16 protein-coding genes are annotated in these 20,073 nt (G+C 59.3%); 9 read left to right on the forward strand and 7 right to left on the reverse strand.

Features of this window, described 5'->3' with window-relative positions:
* Window positions 1-95: 95 nt before the first annotated feature.
* The 6 genes from CARG_RS02830 to CARG_RS02855 all read left to right on the forward strand — a co-directional run bounded on the left by CARG_RS02830 (window position 96) and on the right by CARG_RS02855 (window position 8,100).
* Window positions 96-1,976: a BCCT family transporter gene (locus CARG_RS02830; RefSeq protein WP_020975883.1), complete on the forward strand. Its 1,881-nt coding sequence runs from the start codon at window positions 96-98 to the stop codon at window positions 1,974-1,976.
* A 155-nt stretch (window positions 1,977-2,131) separates the two neighbouring features.
* Entirely contained in the window at window positions 2,132-3,967 is a 1,836-nt protein-coding gene (metG, locus tag CARG_RS02835; protein ID WP_020975884.1) for a methionine--tRNA ligase, read from the forward strand.
* A 33-nt stretch (window positions 3,968-4,000) separates the two neighbouring features.
* Entirely contained in the window at window positions 4,001-4,840 is an 840-nt protein-coding gene (locus CARG_RS02840; protein ID WP_020975885.1) for a TatD family hydrolase, read from the forward strand.
* A gap of 267 nt (window positions 4,841-5,107) precedes the next feature.
* The gene (locus CARG_RS02845; RefSeq protein ID WP_020975886.1) at window positions 5,108-6,238 is read left to right on the forward strand and encodes a resuscitation-promoting factor; all 1,131 of its coding nucleotides are present in this window, start codon (window positions 5,108-5,110) and stop codon (window positions 6,236-6,238) included.
* Window positions 6,239-6,283: 45 nt separating this feature from the next.
* Window positions 6,284-7,144: a 16S rRNA (adenine(1518)-N(6)/adenine(1519)-N(6))-dimethyltransferase RsmA gene (gene rsmA / locus CARG_RS02850; protein WP_020975887.1), complete on the forward strand. Its 861-nt coding sequence runs from the start codon at window positions 6,284-6,286 to the stop codon at window positions 7,142-7,144.
* Window positions 7,144-8,100 carry a 4-(cytidine 5'-diphospho)-2-C-methyl-D-erythritol kinase gene (locus CARG_RS02855; protein ID WP_020975888.1) on the forward strand — a complete coding sequence of 319 codons (957 nt, stop codon included), beginning with the start codon at window positions 7,144-7,146 and terminating at the stop codon, window positions 8,098-8,100. The genes rsmA and CARG_RS02855 overlap by 1 nt, the downstream gene beginning before the upstream one ends.
* Window positions 8,101-8,265: 165 nt before the next feature.
* Here CARG_RS02855 and CARG_RS10035 read toward each other — a convergent pair whose 3' ends face one another.
* The 7 genes from CARG_RS10035 to CARG_RS02890 all read right to left on the reverse strand — a co-directional run bounded on the left by CARG_RS10035 (window position 8,266) and on the right by CARG_RS02890 (window position 15,347).
* Window positions 8,266-8,646, reverse strand: coding sequence for a hypothetical protein (locus CARG_RS10035; protein ID WP_144198510.1), 381 nt, complete (start codon window positions 8,644-8,646; stop codon window positions 8,266-8,268).
* A 108-nt stretch (window positions 8,647-8,754) separates the two neighbouring features.
* Window positions 8,755-9,537 carry an HpcH/HpaI aldolase family protein gene (locus CARG_RS02865; protein WP_020975891.1) on the reverse strand — a complete coding sequence of 261 codons (783 nt, stop codon included), beginning with the start codon at window positions 9,535-9,537 and terminating at the stop codon, window positions 8,755-8,757.
* Window positions 9,522-10,307, reverse strand: a complete 786-nt coding sequence (locus tag CARG_RS02870) for a fumarylacetoacetate hydrolase family protein (protein WP_020975892.1) — start codon at window positions 10,305-10,307, stop codon at window positions 9,522-9,524. The genes CARG_RS02865 and CARG_RS02870 overlap by 16 nt, the downstream gene beginning before the upstream one ends.
* A 40-nt stretch (window positions 10,308-10,347) precedes the next feature.
* The gene (gene hpaD, locus CARG_RS02875; protein WP_020975893.1) at window positions 10,348-11,421 is read right to left on the reverse strand and encodes a 3,4-dihydroxyphenylacetate 2,3-dioxygenase; all 1,074 of its coding nucleotides are present in this window, start codon (window positions 11,419-11,421) and stop codon (window positions 10,348-10,350) included.
* Window positions 11,422-11,519: 98 nt separating this feature from the next.
* The gene (gene hpaE / locus CARG_RS02880) at window positions 11,520-13,031 is read right to left on the reverse strand and encodes a 5-carboxymethyl-2-hydroxymuconate semialdehyde dehydrogenase (RefSeq protein ID WP_020975894.1); all 1,512 of its coding nucleotides are present in this window, start codon (window positions 13,029-13,031) and stop codon (window positions 11,520-11,522) included.
* Complete coding sequence (locus tag CARG_RS02885) at window positions 13,028-13,819, reverse strand: GntR family transcriptional regulator (RefSeq protein ID WP_020975895.1); 792 nt, start codon at window positions 13,817-13,819, stop codon at window positions 13,028-13,030. Before CARG_RS02885 ends, hpaE begins: the two co-directional genes overlap by 4 nt.
* Before the next feature lie 10 nt (window positions 13,820-13,829).
* Entirely contained in the window at window positions 13,830-15,347 is a 1,518-nt protein-coding gene (locus CARG_RS02890; protein ID WP_046204499.1) for a fumarylacetoacetate hydrolase family protein, read from the reverse strand.
* A gap of 314 nt (window positions 15,348-15,661) precedes the next feature.
* Between CARG_RS02890 and CARG_RS02895 the strand changes: the two genes are divergently transcribed.
* From CARG_RS02895 to CARG_RS09575, 3 genes are all read left to right on the forward strand, one after another.
* The gene (locus tag CARG_RS02895) at window positions 15,662-17,038 is read left to right on the forward strand and encodes an MFS transporter (RefSeq protein WP_020975897.1); all 1,377 of its coding nucleotides are present in this window, start codon (window positions 15,662-15,664) and stop codon (window positions 17,036-17,038) included.
* A 64-nt stretch (window positions 17,039-17,102) separates the two neighbouring features.
* Window positions 17,103-19,016 (forward strand): FAD-dependent monooxygenase, encoded by a 1,914-nt coding sequence (locus tag CARG_RS02900; RefSeq protein ID WP_020975898.1) that lies wholly within the window; start codon window positions 17,103-17,105, stop codon window positions 19,014-19,016.
* 52 nt (window positions 19,017-19,068) lie between these two features.
* On the forward strand, window positions 19,069-20,007 hold the full coding sequence (locus CARG_RS09575; protein WP_020975899.1) for an AraC-like ligand-binding domain-containing protein: 939 nt from the start codon (window positions 19,069-19,071) through the stop codon (window positions 20,005-20,007).
* Window positions 20,008-20,073 lie beyond the last annotated feature (66 nt).

The raw sequence follows: 20,073 nt of genomic DNA on the forward strand, positions 1-20,073 counted from the left end.
AATGATAACGGGGTGACTGAGTGGGGGCTGTGAGCCCCGCGGGGGTAGTCCGATCATGTTGATTTCACCCCCGCCACACACCAAGGTGTGTAGGCATGACCAAAAATCCCTCAGAAGAACAACCAGATATTCATACAACAGAAGTATCTGCTTCCCGTGAGCAGCAGGACACTGCCGCCGCGGGACATGCAGCCACCGATGTCGATCACTTCGACGATGTCACAGCGGAGCACGCAGAACGCACGGAAGAAGTCTCTGCCCACAGCCAGTTGGCTGTGCTACTCGACAATCACGAAGAACTCCCGGCGGAGCTCGGTGATGCCGATATCGATGCAGCCTTCGACAACGATGAGGCCGGGATGAACTGGCCCGTTGTAGTCCCCGCTATGGCTGCGGTCCTCGCCGTAGTGGTGTGGGGTTTGGCCGCTTCCGAGTCCTTCAGTAACTTCGCCTCCACCGCGCTGTCGTTCGTGGTGAACAATTTCGGTTGGGCCTTCGTGCTCTTTGGTACCGTCTTTGTGTTCTTCATCATCGCTATTGCCGTGTCCAAGTTCGGCCTCATCCGACTAGGTAGACAGGACGAAGCTCCGGAGTTTTCTACCGTGTCCTGGATCGCGATGATGTTCGCGGCCGGCATGGGTATCGGTCTGATGTTCTATGGCACGACCGAGCCGCTAACCTTCTACCGCAATGGCGTTCCGGGCCACACTGAACATGAGGTTGGCACCGCGTTTGCGACCACCCTGTTCCACTGGACTCTGCACCCCTGGTCCATTTACGGCATCGTTGGTTTGGCGATCGCGTACAGCACCTTCCGCATGGGGCGTAAGCAGCTGCTGAGCTCGGCCTTCGTGTCCTTGATCGGCGAGAAGCGCGCCGATGGCTTCCTCGGCGGACTCATTGATGCACTGGCTATCGTGGCCACCGTTTTCGGTACCGCAGCCTCCCTCGGCATTGGTGCTCTACAGATCGGCGCAGGCCTCGAAGCTGCTGGCATCGTGGAAGAAGCCCGGAACAATACTGTTTTGACCATCGTGTTGATCCTGACCCTCGCATTTTTGGTCTCCGCTATGTCGGGCGTGGGTAAGGGTATTCAGTATGTCTCCAATGCCAACATGGTTTTGGCATCCCTACTGGCCATCTTCGTGTTCGTTCTCGGCCCCACCGTGGCCGTGCTCAACATGGTTCCCACCGCTATCGGTAACTACCTGCAGTCCTTCTTCGAAATGGCGGCCCGCACCGCTGACTCTGCAGACGGCACCGCCGGTGAGTGGCTGTCCGGTTGGACCATCTTCTATTGGGCATGGTGGATTTCCTGGAGCCCCTTCGTCGGTATGTTCCTGGCACGTATTTCTCGTGGCCGCACGGTCCGGGAATTCATCGTGGGCGTGACCCTCGTTCCGGCGGCAGTGACCGTCGTATGGTTCGCTATCTTCGGTGGTACCGCTATCCACTTCGAGCAGGCTGATGAGTCCATCTGGGGCGACGGCGATGCTAAGACACAGCTTTTCTCACTCCTGCACTCCCTACCCGGTGGCACTATCGCTGGTTTCTTTGCGATGATCCTGCTGGCAACCTTCTTCATCACCTCCGCCGACTCTGCGTCCACGGTGATGGGGTCGATGTCCATGCATGGCCGCCTGGAGGCTAACCGCTGGGTGACCGCAGCGTGGGGTGCTCTCACCGCAGCGATCGGCCTCACCCTGTTGATCTCCGGCGGTAACGATGCACTGTCCAACCTGCAGTCGGTGACGATTATTGCCGCCAGCCCGTTCCTTTTGGTCATCATTGGTTTGATGTTTGCCCTGGTTCGCGGCATGAGTAACGATCAGCTTTACCTTGACCACAAGGAGCAGCAGCGTTGGGCGATGAAGCTCGCCCAGGAGCGCCGCCACCTGCTGGAGCAGCAGCGCCGCGAACGCCGCAAGGTTGCTCGCAAGCGCCGTGGTATCCACGCCCCGCACTTGAAGCGCTAAGCCTTAGCTGCCTTTCTCTTTCAGCCGTCCCGCAAGCTAGCGGACACCGGTGCTGATGTACGCGGCGTCATTGCTGCATCGCTGATCATGATGCTGGCAGGTGCTTCAGCGCTAGCGTTTCGTGCTCGTAAGCACATCAATTAAGCTAGACACTTATGTCTAAGTCTGTGCTCACTGCCGTCGCTTGGCCCTATGCGAACGGCCCACGTCATATCGGCCACGTAGCTGGCTTCGGTGTCCCCTCCGACGTATTCGCCCGCTACCAGCGAATGGCAGGTGCAGACGTGCTGATGATCTCCGGAACGGACGAGCACGGCACCCCCTTGCTCGTACAAGCGGAAAAAGAGGGCGTGAGTGTCCAAGAGCTCGCAGACCGCTACAACCGGCAGATCGTCGAAGATCTCGCTGGTTTGGGTCTGACCTACGACCTGTTCACCCGTACCACCACCCGTAACCACTACGCGGTGGTACAAGAGCTGTTCAAAGGCCTCTACACCAACGGCTACATGATCAAAGAGACCACTTTTGGTGCGATCTCTCCGTCCACTGGCCGCACGCTACCGGACCGCTACATCGAAGGCACCTGCCCCATCTGTAACGCCCCGGGTGCCCGCGGTGACCAGTGCGACAACTGTGGTAACCAGCTCGACCCCGCCAACCTGATCGACCCGGTCAGCAAGATCAACGGCGAAACCCCCAAGTTTGTCGAAACCGAACACTTCCTTCTGGATCTTCCGGCTCTCGCCGAGGCACTGTCGCAATGGTTGTCCACACGTGAGGATTGGCGCCCCAACGTGCTGAAATTCTCCCTCAACCTGCTTGACGACATCCGCCCCCGCGCGATGACACGCGACATCGACTGGGGTGTTCCGGTGCCGATCGAGGGTTGGCAGGACAACAACGCCAAAAAGCTCTACGTGTGGTTCGACGCCGTAGTGGGCTACCTGTCCGCATCCATCGAGTGGGCCTACCGCACCGGCAACCCCGATGCGTGGCGCACCTTCTGGACCGATCCGGAAGCCCTGTCCTACTACTTCATGGGCAAAGACAACATCACCTTCCACTCCCAGATTTGGCCCGCTGAACTACTGGGCTACCGCGGCGAAGGCGCCCGCGGGGGAGAGGTCGGCGAGTTCGGCGAGCTGCAGCTTCCCACGGAGGTTGTCTCCTCCGAATACCTGACCATGTCTGGTTCGAAATTCTCCTCCTCCAAGGGCGTGGTCATTTACGTCAAGGACTTCCTCAAAGACTTCGGCCCCGACCCGCTGCGCTACTTCATCGCCGTGGCAGGTCCGGAAAACACTGACACCGACTTCACCTGGGACGAGTTCGTCCGACGCGTCAACAATGAGCTCGCCAACGGCTGGGGCAACCTGGTCAACCGTACCGTGTCGATGGCGCACAAAAACTTCGGCCAAGTACCGACCCCCGGGCGGCTGACCGAAGAAGACCAAGCGATCCTCGACCTGGCCACAGACGCATTCGGTATCGTCGGCGAAGCGCTGGAAAACAACCGCTTTAAAGCTGGCATCACCCACGCCATGCATGTTGTTGGCGAAGCCAACGCCTACATTGCGGCGATGGAGCCATGGAAGCTGGCCAAGGACGACACCCAGCGCGAACGCCTGGGCACCGTACTGTGGACCGCGTTGCAGGTGGTCAGCCACATCAACACCCTGCTGACCCCCTACCTGCCGCACACTGCCCAAAAAGTCCATGAAACCCTGGGTCGCGAAGGCGTGTGGGCACCGATGCCGAAGATCGTCGAAGTGCACGATGACATGCCGGTTAACCCGGTGGGCGTCGGCGTGCCCAAGGAAGGCAAGAGCTACCCGGTGATCATGGGCGACTACTCCAGCGCCCAGGCCAAGTGGGAGCCTATTGCCCTTGAATCCGGTACTCCGCTGTCCAAGCCGAAGCCGCTGATCGCCAAGCTCGACCCAGAACTTGGCCAGACCGGTCCCGAATGGGCGCCGGCCCAGCAGGGCTAACAACCGCAGCACAGTTCGAAGGAGTCCCACAGCGTGGCTAAGAAAAAGCCCCGCCCGCAGCCGGTGCCAGCGCCACTCATCCCGGGCGAAACGATCATCGACGCCCACACCCACCTGGCGTCCTGTGGTGCGCGTACGCCTGAAGAAGTGGGCGCCATCGTCGAGCGCGCCAAGGCAGCCGGGGTGGCCCGAATCTGCACCGTCGGTGACGGTCTTGACGAGGCTGAGCTGGCCTTGCAAGCGGCGCACAGTAACGCGGATGTGTTCGCTGCATGCGCAATCCACCCGACCAGGGCCCTTGAGCTTGATGACGCCGCGCGAGCCCGCCTTAGTGAGATGGCTGCCGACCCCAGGTGTGTTGCGATTGGTGAGACCGGCCTGGACACCTATTGGATCGGAAAATCTGAGGACTGCGCGCCCCTAGACGTACAGGCTGAAGCCCTGCGCTGGCACATTGGCCTCGCCTGTTCCGCTGGCAAAGCCCTGATGATCCACAACCGAGAAGCAGATGCCGAGCTGATGGAGGTTTTGGCCGACGCCCCGCGTCCCCGCGACGTCATACTGCATTGTTTTTCCTCACCGCTCGAGGTTGCGGAGGAAGCACTTTCTAGGGGGTACGTGCTCAGTTTCGCTGGCAACGTCACCTTCAAGCGCAACGACTTTTTGCGCGAGGCAGCCCGCATTGCGCCGGCGGGGCAGTACCTGATTGAAACGGACGCGCCCTACATGACGGCTGAACCCTACCGGGGTACGCGCAACGAACCGGCGTTCGTGGGGCACGCGGCCCACTGCATCGCGCAGGCGCGAGGGGTTGATCCGGCCGTAGTGGCACGCGACGTCAGCGAGACCTTCGCGCGCGTCTATCAGGTGTAGGCAGCGGCCACGGGTACGGGCCGAGGCCAAGCCACCGTGTGAGTGGCTGCTGTTGCCTGCTGTGGAAGTTGCGAATCCTGAGGTTGTAATTTTCTGTGAGCTGCATCGCTAAAGCCTAAATCCGCTAGACATACCTGCATTGTTACCGTATCGTGACAATGTTGCTTGAGGGCCTCGCGCACCAAAAAATGCGCACTAAAAACCAAGGCCCCTTCGGCTTTGAACCCTAAAGTCGAAGATCTACACAGCTAATGAAAGAGTGTCCCCGTGGGCTTTTCCGCACGTCGTCGTATTAACACCTCCTCCGGCCGATCCGTCCCCGTACGCATCGCAACCGGTGGCGTGCTCGCCGGCCTCGTCGTCGGTGGTGGCGTCGTAGTCAGCATGAACAAAGATGTCGAACTGGTCGTCAACGGCGACACTCAGCACATTAAAACCATGGCCGGCAGCGTGGATTCCGTCCTGCGCCAGGCAGGCATCGAGGTCGGCGACAAAGACATGGTCGTTCCGGCACCCAGCGAAAAAATCGGCGACAACGCCACCATCACCGTGCGCACCGCACGACCCGTGGCCGTCACCATCGACGGTGTTACCCAAAACATCGACACCACCGCGCTGACCATCGAAGAGCTCCTCAACCAGCTGTCCGTCGGATCCTCCGATGCTGTTGACGTCCCCTCCGACCAACAGATCCCTACCTCTGGCCTGTCCATCGGCATCGCCACCCCGAAGCCCGTCACCGTTGACAACGCCGGCAATGTTGAAAACCTGGTCGTCGCAGCAAACACCGTCAAGGACCTGCTCGATCGCCTGGGTATCGCCTACGACGATGATGACGTCGTGGAGCCCGCCTTGGACACGCCCGTCACCCCCGACATGACCGCCCGCGTCACCCGCATCCAAAACGATGAAGTGACCGAAACCAAGCCCTACGAAGCACCGGCCGAATACGTCGACAACCCGGAGCTCAACGAGGGTGAAGAAAACATCCTCGAGCCGGCCAAGCCTGGCACCAAGCGGATCGTGTCCACCATCCGCAAGGTCAATGGAGTCGAAGAGGCACGCGACGTCATTGAAGATGTGGCGCTGACGCCCGCGGCCCCCGCCAAGATTGAACGCGGCACCAAGCCCGCCGCCCCCGCAATGGCTGAAGGTAGCGTGTGGGACTCCATCGCACAGTGCGAATCCACCGGCAACTGGGCGATCAACACCGGCAACGGCTTCTTCGGCGGACTGCAGTTCACTCCTTCCACCTGGTTGAGCTTCGGCGGTGGCGAGTATGCACCGTCCGCGCACCTGGCCACCCGCGAACAGCAAATCGCCATCGCGCAAAAGGTACAGGCCGCGCAGGGCTGGGGCGCATGGCCTGCCTGCACCGCAAAACTCGGCCTGCGCTAGGTCCCGTGTGGGGAGCGCGGCCGGGATTCACTAGGATGGTCTTTTATGACTGAGCTGCTGGGACCCGCAGAGATCCGCCAACTTGCCGACAAGCTTGGCGTAGTCCCAACGAAAAAACTGGGGCAAAATTTTGTGCACGACCCCAACACCGTGCGCCGCATTGTCGCCGACAGTGGTATCGGCAGCGAGGACCACGTAGTCGAGATCGGCCCCGGGCTGGGCTCTTTAACCCTGGAGCTGTTGGACAAAGCTGGCCGGGTGACCGCTGTGGAAATCGACGACCGGTTGGCCGCGGAACTGCCGTACACCGTCGAATGGCGCGCGCCCGAGCATGCGGACAAGCTGCGGGTGCTCAACAAGGACGCGCTGAAAATCGAGGCCAGCGACCTGCCCGGTGGTCCCACTGCACTGGTTGCAAACCTTCCCTACAACGTCTCGGTTCCCGTATTGTTGCATTTCCTTGCAACCTTCCCGACGATTCGCCGCGTGCTGGTGATGGTGCAGCTGGAGGTGGCCGAGCGCCTTGCGGCAGCGCCCGGAAGCAAGGTCTATGGTGTGCCGAGCGTGAAGGCGGCGTTCTACGGGAAGGTGAGCTTGGCGGGTAAAATCGGCAAGAACGTGTTCTGGCCCGCGCCCAACATCGAATCCGGACTGGTAGCAATAGATTGCTACACCCCCGAGGATGCCCCCTGGCCGATCACACCTGAGCTGCGGGAGCTGCTATTTCCGCTTATTGACGCCGCGTTTGCCCAACGCCGCAAGACTCTGCGCGCGGCACTGACGCGATACTACGCTTCCTCCATCATCGCCGAGGTTGAACTAGAGGGAGCGGGGATTTCCCCACAGGAGCGCGGCGAAAAACTCGGCATCGCAGACTTTGTCCGCCTGGCAGCTCAAAACTTATAGTGAACGCGCACACGGAATCGGCGTACGCCAAGGTCAACCTAGCGTTATCGGTGGGTAATGCCCGCGCGGACGGCTACCACGAACTGGTGAGCATCTTCCACGAAGTCTCCCTGCACGACGACCTCGCATTCACACTCATCGATTACGACGCCCACGGCTCCACCCACCCCGAAGCCGGGTGCTTCATCGAGCAAGGCTATGTCAGCTATACCGAACTGCACGTCACCGGCAGGCAAGCAGACGAGGTGCCGCTAGGGCCCAGCAACCTTATTTGCGCAGCCATCGAACACATCTCTCGTGTCGCCGGCGTTGCGCTCAACCTGCGCTGCGAGGTGCACAAGCGGATCCCCACCCAGGGCGGCATGGCCGGTGGGTCCGCCGATGGTGCGGCCGCTGTGCGTGCGGCGGCGAGTTACGCGGCGTCATTAGGTGGACAGGTGCTGAGTGAACAGCAGCTGCTTGATATCTGCCTCAAACTCGGATCCGATGTGCCCTTCATGCTGCGCGGTGGCACCCAATGCGGTCGCGGGCGGGGTGAGGTGCTCAGCCCTATCGACTGCGCGTTGCCGCTGCACTTCGTGATCCTCCCGCGCGAGGGTGGGCTGTCGACGCCGGCGGTGTTTCGTGCCCTAGATGCCATGCGCGACGAGGGACTGTGCCCCGACCCTAGCCCCGTTGACGTCGAGGCGTTCTCTCGGGCCTTAAGTGCCGAGGGTATCGGCGGGGCGACGGGTGCGGACGCTGTTGCTGGATTGATGGTCAACGACCTGCAGGCGCCGGCGGTGGCCCTGGCGCCAGACTTGGCGGAGGCGTTGGAACGCGGTGTGGCTGCTGGTGCCGTGAAAGGCATGGTGTCTGGATCTGGCCCGACGCTGTTTTTCCTGTGTGCGGATGCGCAGGCGGCGAATGACCTGGTCGAAGCTCTCGGTGGGATCGCGGTAAGCAGCCGGCACTAGCAGTCGGCAGCATGGGCCGGCGGTGAGCGCTAAGATGTGCCGGTGGTGAGGGAGGGGGTAGCAGCAGTGGTACCGCGACACATAAACTATTGAAGTTATGACTCAAGTAACACTTCCGTCGCAGGAGCTACCATGACTCCACAGCCGTCGCGTTCCCTGCTCGTGTCAGCGAACCTCAACCCCATCTGGTACTCCATCGATGTCGCCGTGCGCCGACACGATCAATAAGGCACCCCACCCATCGTGGCGGGCCTCGTCGACTCCAGCGGCACAAGCCTCATCCACAGCAACGGCTGCCCGCCCGACGCCCCCACCGGACGAAAAAAGGGATCCATCAGCTGTTGCGGCCTGGGCAACCTCTACATGTGGATCGACCCAGACACGGGCATCGCCGGGCTGTGGGCCACCCGACTGTTGCCCTTTTTCGACGGGCCCTGCGTGGCGGCCGCGGAAGCATTCGAGGCGGCAACTTACCGGGCTATTAGACGGCGCTAAGCTGCGGCCAAGCGCCAGGGGTAGAAAAGCCGCAACCCGACCGGGTGCCATTTCAAGTGGCTCCCGATCGGGTTGAGTTTGCTTTTGTCGACCCCATTGGTTTTGGGGCCTGCGTTTTGACGGCACGAGCTGGTTTCGGTCGCTGTTAGCGGATGGCGCTTAGTCTTTCTTGGAGAGGGCTCTGGTGTTTCGAACTAGGTCACTGGAGGCCTTAGCTAGAAGCTGTACGTCTGCGCCCACAGCAATGAAATCTGCACCAGCATCGAGATACATCTGTTGTTGGGCAAAAGCGAAGGCATTGACGCCCACGCGTGTGCCTGCAGCACGCACCGCGTCGATGGTGTCAAGGACAGAGGAAATGACTTCGGGGTGGTCTTGTTGTCCTAGATAACCCATATCTGCAGCGAGGTCTGCCGGGCCGATGAAGACTGCGTCCACGCCTTCGATAGCAGCGATCGCTTCTGCGTTGCGCACGCCTTCTGTCGATTCGATTTGCACGGTCAAACTGACGGTTTCGCTGGCTATTGCCAGATAATCCGGCACGCGGTTCCAACGAGATGACCTCGCTAGGGCACTGCCCACACCACGCACGCCTTTTGGCGGATAGTGCATCGCTGATACGGCGCTCGCTGCGATGGAGGCGTCATGCACCATGGGTACCATGATGTTTTGAGCCCCAAGGTCCAGGAATTGCTTGATACGGGCGGTATCGCACTCTGGCACTCTTACTACCGGCGTAGCGCCGTAGGCTGCGACGGTATGCAGCAACCCTAAAGTGGATTCCAGGCCGATGGGGGAGTGCTCGCCGTCGATGAGTACCCAATCAGGCTGTGCCCCGACGATAAGCTCCGCGCACGTCGCGGAGCCGCTACACACCCATAGACCCACCTGGGGATCGGAGGCTTGGGAGAGTCGCTCTGCAAAGGTTAGCGGAAGTTGCATGAGATCACTCCGAGGTCATTGAAGTCTGCGTAGACCGAGTCACCGGGGTAGACCCACATGGGGCGAGTAAAAGAACCAGCAAGGATGATATCTCCTGCAGCGAGATGGTCACCGTGGGGGTGCAACTTGTTGGCGAGCCAGGCAACCCCCATGGCGGGGTGACCGAGTACAGCTGCCGAAACACCGGATTCTTCGATGGTTTCATTGCGGTACAGACAGGCCGAAATCCACCGGAGGTCAACATCATCGGGGCGGATAGGCCTTCCACCCACGACCATCGCTCCCATTGCAGCGTTATCTGCGATGGTGTCGACGATGGTTCGTCCTTCCATCTCGATGCGAGAGGAAAGGATCTCGAGTGCCGGAACCACGTAGTCTGTGGCACGCAGAACATCGAATTGATTGATGTGGGGGCCCTTGAGATCCTCCTTGAGTACGAAGGCGAGCTCAACTTCGATGCGCACACCGGTGTACTGGGCGTGCTCGATAACGGAGCCCGATTCGTAGACCATGTCATCGAAGATAATGCCGTAGTCAGGTTCGGTGATGCCTGTGGCAACCTGCATCACCTTGGAAGTCAGGCCGATCTTTCGGCCGACCATGCGGCGGCCTGAAGCAATCACGCGATCCCGCCACACGTTTTGTACCGCGTAGGAGTCTTCGACGGTCATTTCGGGGTAGCGAGCAGTAAGCAGCGGAATCATGCTGCGACTGTCCTCGGCGGCCGCGAGATCGTCCGCAATTGTAGTGATGGTGTCTTTGTCCAGCATTGCTGGCCTTTCCTTCGGCGATATGTGAGCGAGACGGACTTTAGAGCTGGTGCCCCAGCTTATATTCGCCTTGTTTCCATTCCGGCATTGCTTCTTCGTCCTCTTTGCGGGTGTAAGAGAAACCATCGGCGCCTATGGTTTGCTCCATTTCGGAGGCATCCGTGCGCTCGGTTAGAGGGACGATGTTGCCGTCGAGGTCCAGGACGCGGGAAGCGTCGGTGTACCAGGAAGGAACGACAGGGGTCCCCCACCAGTCGCGGCGCTGATTGTCATGGACATCCCATGTGACGGTCGGGTTGTCTGGATCGCCGGTGTAGTAGTCCTGGGTGTAGATCTCGACGCGGTGGCCGTCCGGGTCGCGCAGGTAGAGGTAAAAAGCGTTGGAAACACCGTGACGCCCTGGGCCGCGCTCGATGTGATCGCTTAGGCGCAGTGCGCCCAGCTTGTCGCAAATGGCGAGGATGTTGTGCTTTTCGTGGGTTGCGAAGGCCACATGGTGCATGCGAGGGCCGTCGCCACCAGTCATAGCCGTGTCATGAACTGTGGGCTTTCGGCGCATCCAAGCAGCGTAGACGGTGCCCTCCTCGTCGCGAATGTCTTCAGTGATGCGGAATCCTAGGTCTTCCATGTAATTCACAGCGGCCGGCACATCCGGGGTGACCTGATTGAAATGATCCAGCCGGACTAGGGCGCCGGGAGTGTACTTGTCGTAGGCCCAGCACAGCCGCTCGACGTGCTCCACCTCGTGGAAGAACTCGTAGGGGAATCCGAAGGGGTCCTGGACGCGGACGGAATCGCCAATGCCCTTGGTGAAGCCCTCCTTGTTGCGCTCCACACGGCAGCCGCGCTCCTTGTAGAAAGCCTCAGCTTTGTCCAGATCCTCGGGGGAGCGGACGCGGTAGGAGAAAGCAGCCACTGCTGCCTGATCTCCCTTGCGCAAGACGAGGTTGTGGTGGATGAACTCTTCCATGCTGCGGAGGTAGATAGTGTTGTCATCTTCTTCGGTGACAACCAAGTCGAGGACGTCGACGTAGAACTTGCGGCTCGCCTCGAGGTCGGTGACGACGAGCTCCATGTAAGCACAGCGCAGGATGTCTGGTGCAGCGGTGGTCATGGCGGGAACCTTTCTAGTGAAAAGGGGCGGGGCGGGGTACAGGGGGTGAAAACGGACAAAGGAATTGATTAGAGATCAACAGCGGAGTCGTGGCTGGCTTACTGCTTACCGAAGACTGGGTTGTGCACTTCTCCGAGGGTGATGTGCACTGCCTGCTGGTCGGTGTAGAAGTCGATGGAGCGGTAGCCGCCTTCGTGGCCGAGACCAGAGGCCTTAACACCGCCGAAGGGGGTGCGCAGGTCGCGGACGTTGTTGGAGTTCAGCCATACCATGCCTGCCTCGATGTCGTGGGCTACGTTGTGGGCACGCTTTAGATCACTGGTCCAGACGTATGCGGCCAGGCCGTAGCGGGTGTTGTTAGCCAGAGCCACAGCCTCTTCATCAGTGTCGAAGGGGGTAATCGCTACGACGGGGCCGAAGATTTCTTCCTGGAAGATTCGGGCGTCGGGGGAGACATCAGCGAATACGGTGGGAGCGACGAAGTTACCCTTGGGGAAGCCTTCGGGGCGGCCACCCCCGGCTAGCAGCCGGCCTTCCTCCTTGCCGATCTCGATGTAGCTCATCACTTTGTCGAAGTGCTCGGGGTGTACCAAAGCGCCGACCTCGGTTGAGGGATCGGAAGGCAGACCCACCTTTACACGCCGAGCCTGGGCCGCGTAACGCTCGACGAACTCGTCGTAGATGCCCCTCTGGACCAGAATGCGGGAGCCTGCAGTGCAGCGCTCGCCGTTGAGGGAGAAGACACCAAAGATTGTGGCGTTGACGGCCTCGTCCAAGTCAGCGTCGTCGAAGATAACTGCTGGGGACTTGCCTCCAAGCTCCATAGACAACCCCTTGAGGAAGGGAGCGGCGTTGCCAAAAATAATCTGTCCGGTCCGGGATTCTCCTGTAAAGGAAATCAAGGGAACATTGGGGTGCTTAACCAGCGCATCTCCTGCGGTTTCGCCAAAGCCATTGACCAGGTTAAACACGCCTTCTGGGAGGCCGGCCTCTTCGAAAATGCCCGCCCACAAGGACGCCGACAGCGGTGTGAACTCTGCGGGTTTCAACACAACACAGTTGCCGGTTGCAATAGCCGGAGCCAACTTCCACGACTCGAGCATGAACGGAGTGTTCCAAGGAGTAATCAGGCCTGCGACGCCAATTGGCTTACGGTTTACATAGTTCACTTGACGTCCAGGCACTTTAAACGTGTCGTCAGCCTGTGCCACGATCAGGTCGGCAAAGAAACGGAAGTTTTCAGCAGCGCGCCGGGCCTGACCCAGTGCCTGGGTGATCGGAAGGCCGGAGTCGAAGGACTCCATCTCAGCGAGGATCTTGTCGCGAGACTCGACAATATCGGCGATCCGATGCAGTACCCGAGCGCGTTCGCGGGGGAGCATCTTCGGCCAGGGACCATGCTCAAACGCGTGTGTGGCGGCGGCAACTGCAGCGTCAATATCTTCTTTTTTACCCGATGCAGCCTTGATGTATGGAGTATTGTCCACTGGATTGATTACGTCGAAAGTGTCGCCGTCGATGGAATCGACAAACTTGCCGCCAACGTAGTGCTGGATCTTCTCGGGCATACCGGAAGGAAGTGTCGTGTTCGTAGTGTTTGTAGCGCTCATAGAGTTTCTCCTTGAATTCCTTGTGAGGGGTGTTGCTTGAGTGAAGCGAGGTAGCTGTTCAATGTTCCGTGGCGGTGGTCCCGCGCGGTTTTTTCGATGAATGTGGCCTCGGCGCCGATGTCGATAAGGGTCAGTATCTTGTTGTGTTCCGCCACGCTGTCTGCAGCGCGGTTCGGAACGAATGCAAAGGTGGATTCCCGCAAGTAAGAAAGCCTTTCCCAATCAGCAGCGACGAGCTCTACCAGCCTTTGGTTGGGGCATCGGGAAAACAACGTGCGGTGGAATTGGTAGTTCAGGTGGGTAAACGCTGCTGCGTCGAAACGGTCAAGTAGTGCGGCCATCTGAGCGTTAATCTCCCTGGCTTCGCTGAGATCTGCTGCGCTCAAGTACGGCGCGGCCTGTGCAGTCGCAGCACCCTCCAATACGCCGATGGTGTACATACAATCCAGGTAGTCTGATCGGTCCACCATAGCGACGCGCGCACCGACATTGCGCTCGTATTCGATTAAGCCCTCGGCTTCGAGTTGTCGCAGCGCCTCACGGACCGGCACGACGCTGGAGTTCAGTAGTTCCGCTAGGCTAGCCAGGACGATGCGGTGGCCGGGGGCGAATTCCCCGGTGGTGATCTTTTCTTTGATCAATCGGTACGCTGCCTCAGTCTTGCTCAAGCCCGCCGCTTTGAGCTCAAGGGAGCCGCTTTCCGTGTTGAAAACGTCCGCAGGGTCCGAATCACTCAGGGCAGGGGGCGTCGCGCCGGTGGCTGTGCGTGTAATCGAGGTATGAGGCATGGCTACGCAATCACTTAGCTTCAGGCGGCGTTGGTAGCGCTGCCATTAGTTCGGGATGGTTGTCTAGGTAGTCCGCGTAGGCCTTCTTCCATTCCCCCGTGGGCGGGAACAATCCGTCGACTGGGTGTCCTTCTTTGACGCGTTCGGCGACCCACTCGTCTTGGATTTCCTTTTTGGCTGCAGCGATGGCGACCTCCCAAGCGAGTGCGCGGGGGATGACAATGACTCCGTCATCATCGCCGACCAGAATATCGCCGGGGAAGACTGTAGTGTTGCCGCATCCGATGGCAATATCCGTGTCATATGGCAGGTGTTTGCGGCCAAGTACAGCGGGGTGTGCGGTGCGGCCAAACACAGGGATGTCTACTTCTGTTACCGGCGTGAAGTCGCGGATTCCGCCGTCGGTGACGATACCCGCAGCTTTGAGGTTTGCTGCACGAAGTGCGAGGACATCCCCGAGGGTTCCGGATCCCGGGTCGTTGCGCGCTTCGATGACGAGGATTTGGCCTTCCTTCAAACCATCGAAGGCTTTCTTCTGCGCGTTGTACCCACCGCCGAGTGCCGGGAAGAGGTCTTCGCGGCAGGGAAGGAACCGCAGCGTGGTGGCGACACCCACCATGTGCGTGCCGGGCTTATTGGATTTCACGCCTTCGATGTGGACTTGGTTGAGGCCCTTGTTACGTAGTTGCGCGGACAACCCTGCGGTGGGGACCTTTTCCAGCAGAGCACGAAGCTCTGGGTCCATGCTGCTTAGGTCGTCTTCTTCGGGTAATCCCGCGCTGGCGCGGTCGCCGTAGGCATCTTCGCGCTGCTTGTCGTCGATAGAGGGGAGCATGCCAACGGATGCATTGAAGTTACCAGGGCCTTCGACGATGGTCGTGGACAGTTTCCCGGATGTGGGGCAGCCCTCTACTGTGGGGCAATCGACTTCGACCTCTACGGTGTCGCCGGGGAATATGACAGTAGATCCAGCTGGAGTGCCTGTGAGGATGACGTCCCCTGGTTCAAGCGTCATGTGCTGCGATAGGTCGGCAACAAACTGGGACAGTGGGAAGATCATCTCTTCCTCGTCAGTGATAGCTTCTTGGGCGATGTGGCCGTTGACCCACGTCCGGATGCGAAGGTTGTGGGGGTCTACGAGGCTGGCGTCGATAACGTCGGGGCCCAGCGGGGTGTAGCCGTCGCGGCTCTTGGAGCGCGTGTTGGAGCCCTTGTCTTGCGCCCGGTAGTCGTATATTCCGAGGTCGTTTGCTGCGGTGACTCCGCCGACGTAGGACCATGCATCTTCTGGCTGAACCCGATGCGCGGGGCGCCCGATGATGAGTGCGATCTCGCCTTCGAAGGCCAGGAGTTCGCACCCTTGGGGTCGTTCCACATTGCTCCCGCTGGCACTCACGCTGCTCGAGGCTTTGAGGAAGTATGACGGTTGTTTAGGCCAGCGCCCGCGTTGTGCTGCGCGGGAGTTGTAGGCCACGTGTACTGCAATTATTTTTCCGGGTGTGACCGGGGACTTTGGGATGTCGCTCAAGTTTTCCTCCTAGCAAGTCCTTGCGTGTTCAGCAAAATCGTATATTATTTCACTCAATCCCGCAAGCAATCTCGGTCATAGTAAAGTAATGAGTGTTGTTAAAGCCACATGAATTCTTCGACTGGGACACAGCCGGTGGGAAGTAGATTTCTTAAAATGCCTGGTGAGGTCACTATGATCTCGCCCCGGCGATGTTCATTGGCTTAACCCACCCCAAAACGGGCATCGGTGCCATCCTGTCTTATCGGCGCCCTTTGTATATGAAAATTGGAGGAATAGTGTCGTCTCACGTACCCCATCTTTCGCATCCCCCCATGGAGGAAACTGCGATCGAAGCCGTTCGTCATGTTGACAAAGAACAGCGCCGTGTCGCGGCGGCCACTATCGTCGGCACCGCCATTGAGTGGTACGACTACTTTGTTTATGCAATCGCGACGGGTCTAGTGTTCAAATCTGTCATGTTCGCCAACCTGAGCCCAGGCCTGGCCACAATCGTTGGCTTCCTGTCGGTTGGTTTGTCGTTCCTGTTTCGCCCGCTGGGTGCTTTTCTTGCCGGCCACTTCGGTGACAAGATCGGTCGGCGCAAAGTCCTCATGGTCACTCTCATCATGATGGGTAGCGCCACCGCCCTCATTGGTGTTCTTCCGACATATGCCACCATCGGTCTGTGGGCCCCTGCGTTACTCATCCTCCTACGCATCGTCCAGGGGATTTCTGCCGGAGGTGAATGGGGCGGCGCTGTGCTTATGGCTGTCGAGCACGCGCCGACTGCCCGCCGCGGACTTTTCGGTGCTAGCCCACAGATCGGCGTCCCCCTTGGCCTACTCATGGCTTCGGGCGTGCTGCAGTTGATGAGCTCGATCGCCCCGGGAGACGCATTCCTTGAATGGGGTTGGCGCATTCCTTTCCTTCTGTCTGTGGTTCTGATCATCGTCGGTTTCCTCATTCGCCACGGTGTTGAAGAGTCGCCTGTATTCGCAGAGATGGAGGAGCGCGCAGAAACCGCATCCGCCCCCGTAGCCGTGCTGTTCCGCCGGCACTTTCCCCTGGTTATCGTCGCAGCCCTCATCTTCGCCGGTAATAATGCGGTGGGCTACATGACCACCGGTGGTTACATTCAGAACTACGCCACGGATCCCAACGGTCCGGTCGGGCTTGCCCGCGGCGATGTTCTCGGAGCTGTCACCCTGTCGGCTGTTTCTTGGCTGGTGTTTACCTTGCTTGCCGGTTGGGTTAGTGACTACATCGGCCGAAGGGTCACTTACTTGATCGGGTTCGTCCTCCAGGCTATCGGCGCTATTGCCTTGTTCCCACTGGTCAACACCGCAGACCCTAAGAAACTGCTCATCGCGTTGGTGTTCCTTACTTTAGGTCTCGGCCTTACTTACGGTCCCCAAGCTGCGCTGTACGCTGAGCTGTTCCCCGCATCCATTCGCTTCTCGGGAGTATCTATTTCTTATGCCATCGGCGCGATTCTCGGTGGCGCTTTCTCCCCGATGATCGCCGCTGCAATTGTCGAGCGCACTGGAGCTACTACCAACGTCACCTACTACTTGGTTGCGATGTCCGTCATTGGTTTCCTCGCGGTGTTTGCTGTCAAGGATCGCTCGGGTATCCCACTGGGGCCCGATAACGAAGCAGAACAGGCAGCCACCCCACTGCGTTTCGGCAGCTCCGCCGGCGCCCACTAGGCCCCACCCCCGATTTCTTAATCGCTTCTCTTCCCTGCCCCTAATTTTTTCCTAAGGATGAACAATGGAATTCCACCATCACGGTTATGTTTCTGAAAATCCCCGACTACTTCCCGCGAGTGGAATTGGCCTAGACCGGCCTGAGCAGCTTCCCGAGTATATGGATGTTCTCATCGTAGGCTCTGGGCCGGCGGGCATGATTGCTGCAGCACAGCTGTCGATGTACCCGAATGTGCACACGCGCATTATCGAGCGCCGCCCGCATCGGTTGATTCTCGGCCAGGCCGACGGTATTCAAGCTCGCAGCGTGGAGACCTTCCAGGCCTTCGGCTTCGCTGACGAAATCACCAATGAGGCTTATCAGATCACTGAGATGGCGTTTTGGAAGCCTGCCGCCGACGGCTCGGACGCGATCGAGCGCACAGCCCGCACCATCGACGATCCGGAAGGTATTTCGGAGTTCCCACACTTGATTGTGAATCAGGCGCGCGTGCTCGACTACTTCGCGGAGTTCATGGCCAACAGCCCTTCGCGGATGCTCCCTGATTACGGCTGGGATTTCGAGGATCTAACTATCCATGATGCGGGCGAGTATCCTGTGGAAGTCACCTTGCGACGAACCTGCGACGGTGTGGGTGAAGGCGAAGCAGAGGGTACGGTGAAGGTCGTCCGTGCCAAGTATGTCGTGGGGTGTGACGGTGCGCGCTCTAAGGTGCGTAAGTCAATTGGGCGGACGCTGAAAGGTGACGCTGCGAACCATGCGTGGGGTGTAATGGATGTTGTCGCCTCTACCGATTTTCCGGATATACGCTTGAAGTGTGCGATTCAGTCCCGTAGCGGCGGTAACATTTTGCACATCCCCCGAGAGGGAGGCCACCTCTTCCGTATGTACGTTGACCTAGGCATTGTTGATACAGCCGATGGAGGTGCGATCCGGCAGACCAGGATCGAGGAGATCATCTCCAAGGCACAGGAGATCATGAAGCCCTACACCTTGGAGATCAAGGATGTTGCGTGGCACAGCGTCTACGAGGTTGGCCACCGTTTGACCGACAAGTTTGATAATTGCCGTGCCGAGGACGACCAAGCGAGGGTTTTTATTACCGGCGATGCCTGCCACACTCACTCGGCGAAGGCTGGCCAAGGCATGAACGTGTCCATGCAAGATGGCTTCAACATTGGTTGGAAGCTGGGACAAGTGCTCTCGGGGCGCGGAGGAGACGCATTGCTGCGCACTTATTGTGAGGAGCGTCGCGTGGTTGCCCACGATCTGATTACTTTTGACAAGGAGTGGTCGACGCTGATGGCCACACCCTCGGAGGAGTTTGAGGATCCGAACTTCCTGGAGGATTTTTACGTCAAGACTGCGGAATTCCCCGCAGGCTTTATGACGTGTTATACCCCTTCGCTGGTGACAGCCGGTGATAAGGATCAGACCTTGGCCACAGGATTCCCGATTGGTAAGCGCTTCCACAGTTATCCTGTGGATCGGGTGTGTGACGCCACGATCCATGAGTTGGGGCACCTGCACGTCGCCGATGGTCGATGGCGCGTATATATTTTCGCCGATGGCAGTACCCCTGCCGATTCTCCCAAGGTGGAACAGTGGTCGCAGTGGTGGATGAATGACGCCGCCAGTCCCCAGGTCACCATCACACCTGCCGACGGTGACACGGACGCTGTGTTTGATACGAAGGTCGTCTACCAGGGAGATCATACGGCTATTGAGCACCCGGATGTGCCCGAGGCGTTTCGCCCACTGGTGGGCCCACTCAAGCTGGTCAACTACAACAAGGCCTTCGGTGCAAAGGTGCGCCAGCGTTCCGGTGAAATCACCGATTTCTTCGAGGCTCGCGGGATCAGCCGCGAAGGCTGCGTTGTGGTCGTTCGCCCCGACCAGTATGTCGCGGGTGTGTTTGCTCTCGAGGACACGACGGCTTTAAGCGAATTTTTGCACCCGATTTTCGAGGCTTCATAAAAGCGTTAGCACTCAAACACAGTGTAAAGGTAATAGGAAGACGGAGGTTGCGATGGCTGCCGAGGCACTGCAGCGCCAGGTAGATACCTACCGGTCTGCGGTGCTGCGCGGTTTTCTACCCATGGAGTTCGAGGCTGCACACCCGGAGAGCTTCGTTGGCGCAATTGACGGAGCCACGGTCGGAAAAATCAGCTTTCACCACATCACCGCAGGACCGCACGTCGTGACGCGTACAGCCCGGCATGTTAGATCTGATGATCCACGCTGTCTGAAAGTGTCAGTGCAGTTAGCCGGCAGTACCTCCGTAGAACAGGGGGGTTTACGGTCAGTGAGCGTGCCAGGGGACATCGTTGTCTATGACACCAGCCGTGAGTATGAGGTTGTGTTCGAGGAGGAATCCGAGATCCTGGTCATGCAGGTCGAGAGGGGGCATGTGGGGGTTGGTGACGACCTGCTGGAGGGAGTGCTCAGCCGAACGATCGACGGAGCTGCGGGCCACGCGGCGCCTGCGTCGGCGTTTCTGTCTAGCCTGGCAGGAAGTCTCCACGCGCTCACACAGCCGACTGGGCAGCACTACGCCATTGCAGGTGCGCGGATGATAGGCCCGCTGCTCGCTGCAGCCGCAGCCGAAGACGGTGCGATACTCAGCGAGCAGGCACGCGTGCTTGCCAAGATCGACGCCTATATTGACGACAACCTACACGAGGACACTTTGGGACCGAACACCATTGCTGCCGCGAACTTCATCAGCGTGCGGCACTTGCATGGACTGTTTAGATCCCGGGGTGTCACGGTGTGCCAGCTGATTAAAGAGAAGCGGCTGCGGGCAGCGCTGCATATGCTCAACGATCCAGCACTAGACCATGTGAGTATTGGGGCTATCGGCTCCAGGGTGGGAATTCACAGCCCTGCGCAATTTTCCAGGGCTTTCAAGGGGCGTTACGGCTACACACCAAAGGTCGCCCGCGCAGGGCGCATAGGCCACGCCTAGCGGTACGAAGAGGGGGTGCGGTTGGCGTGCTGGCGGAAATGGTTGCACTCAGCGTCTACATGGCTG

The sequence above is a fragment of the Corynebacterium argentoratense DSM 44202 genome (assembly GCF_000590555.1).
Lineage (GTDB): Bacteria > Actinomycetota > Actinomycetes > Mycobacteriales > Mycobacteriaceae > Corynebacterium > Corynebacterium argentoratense.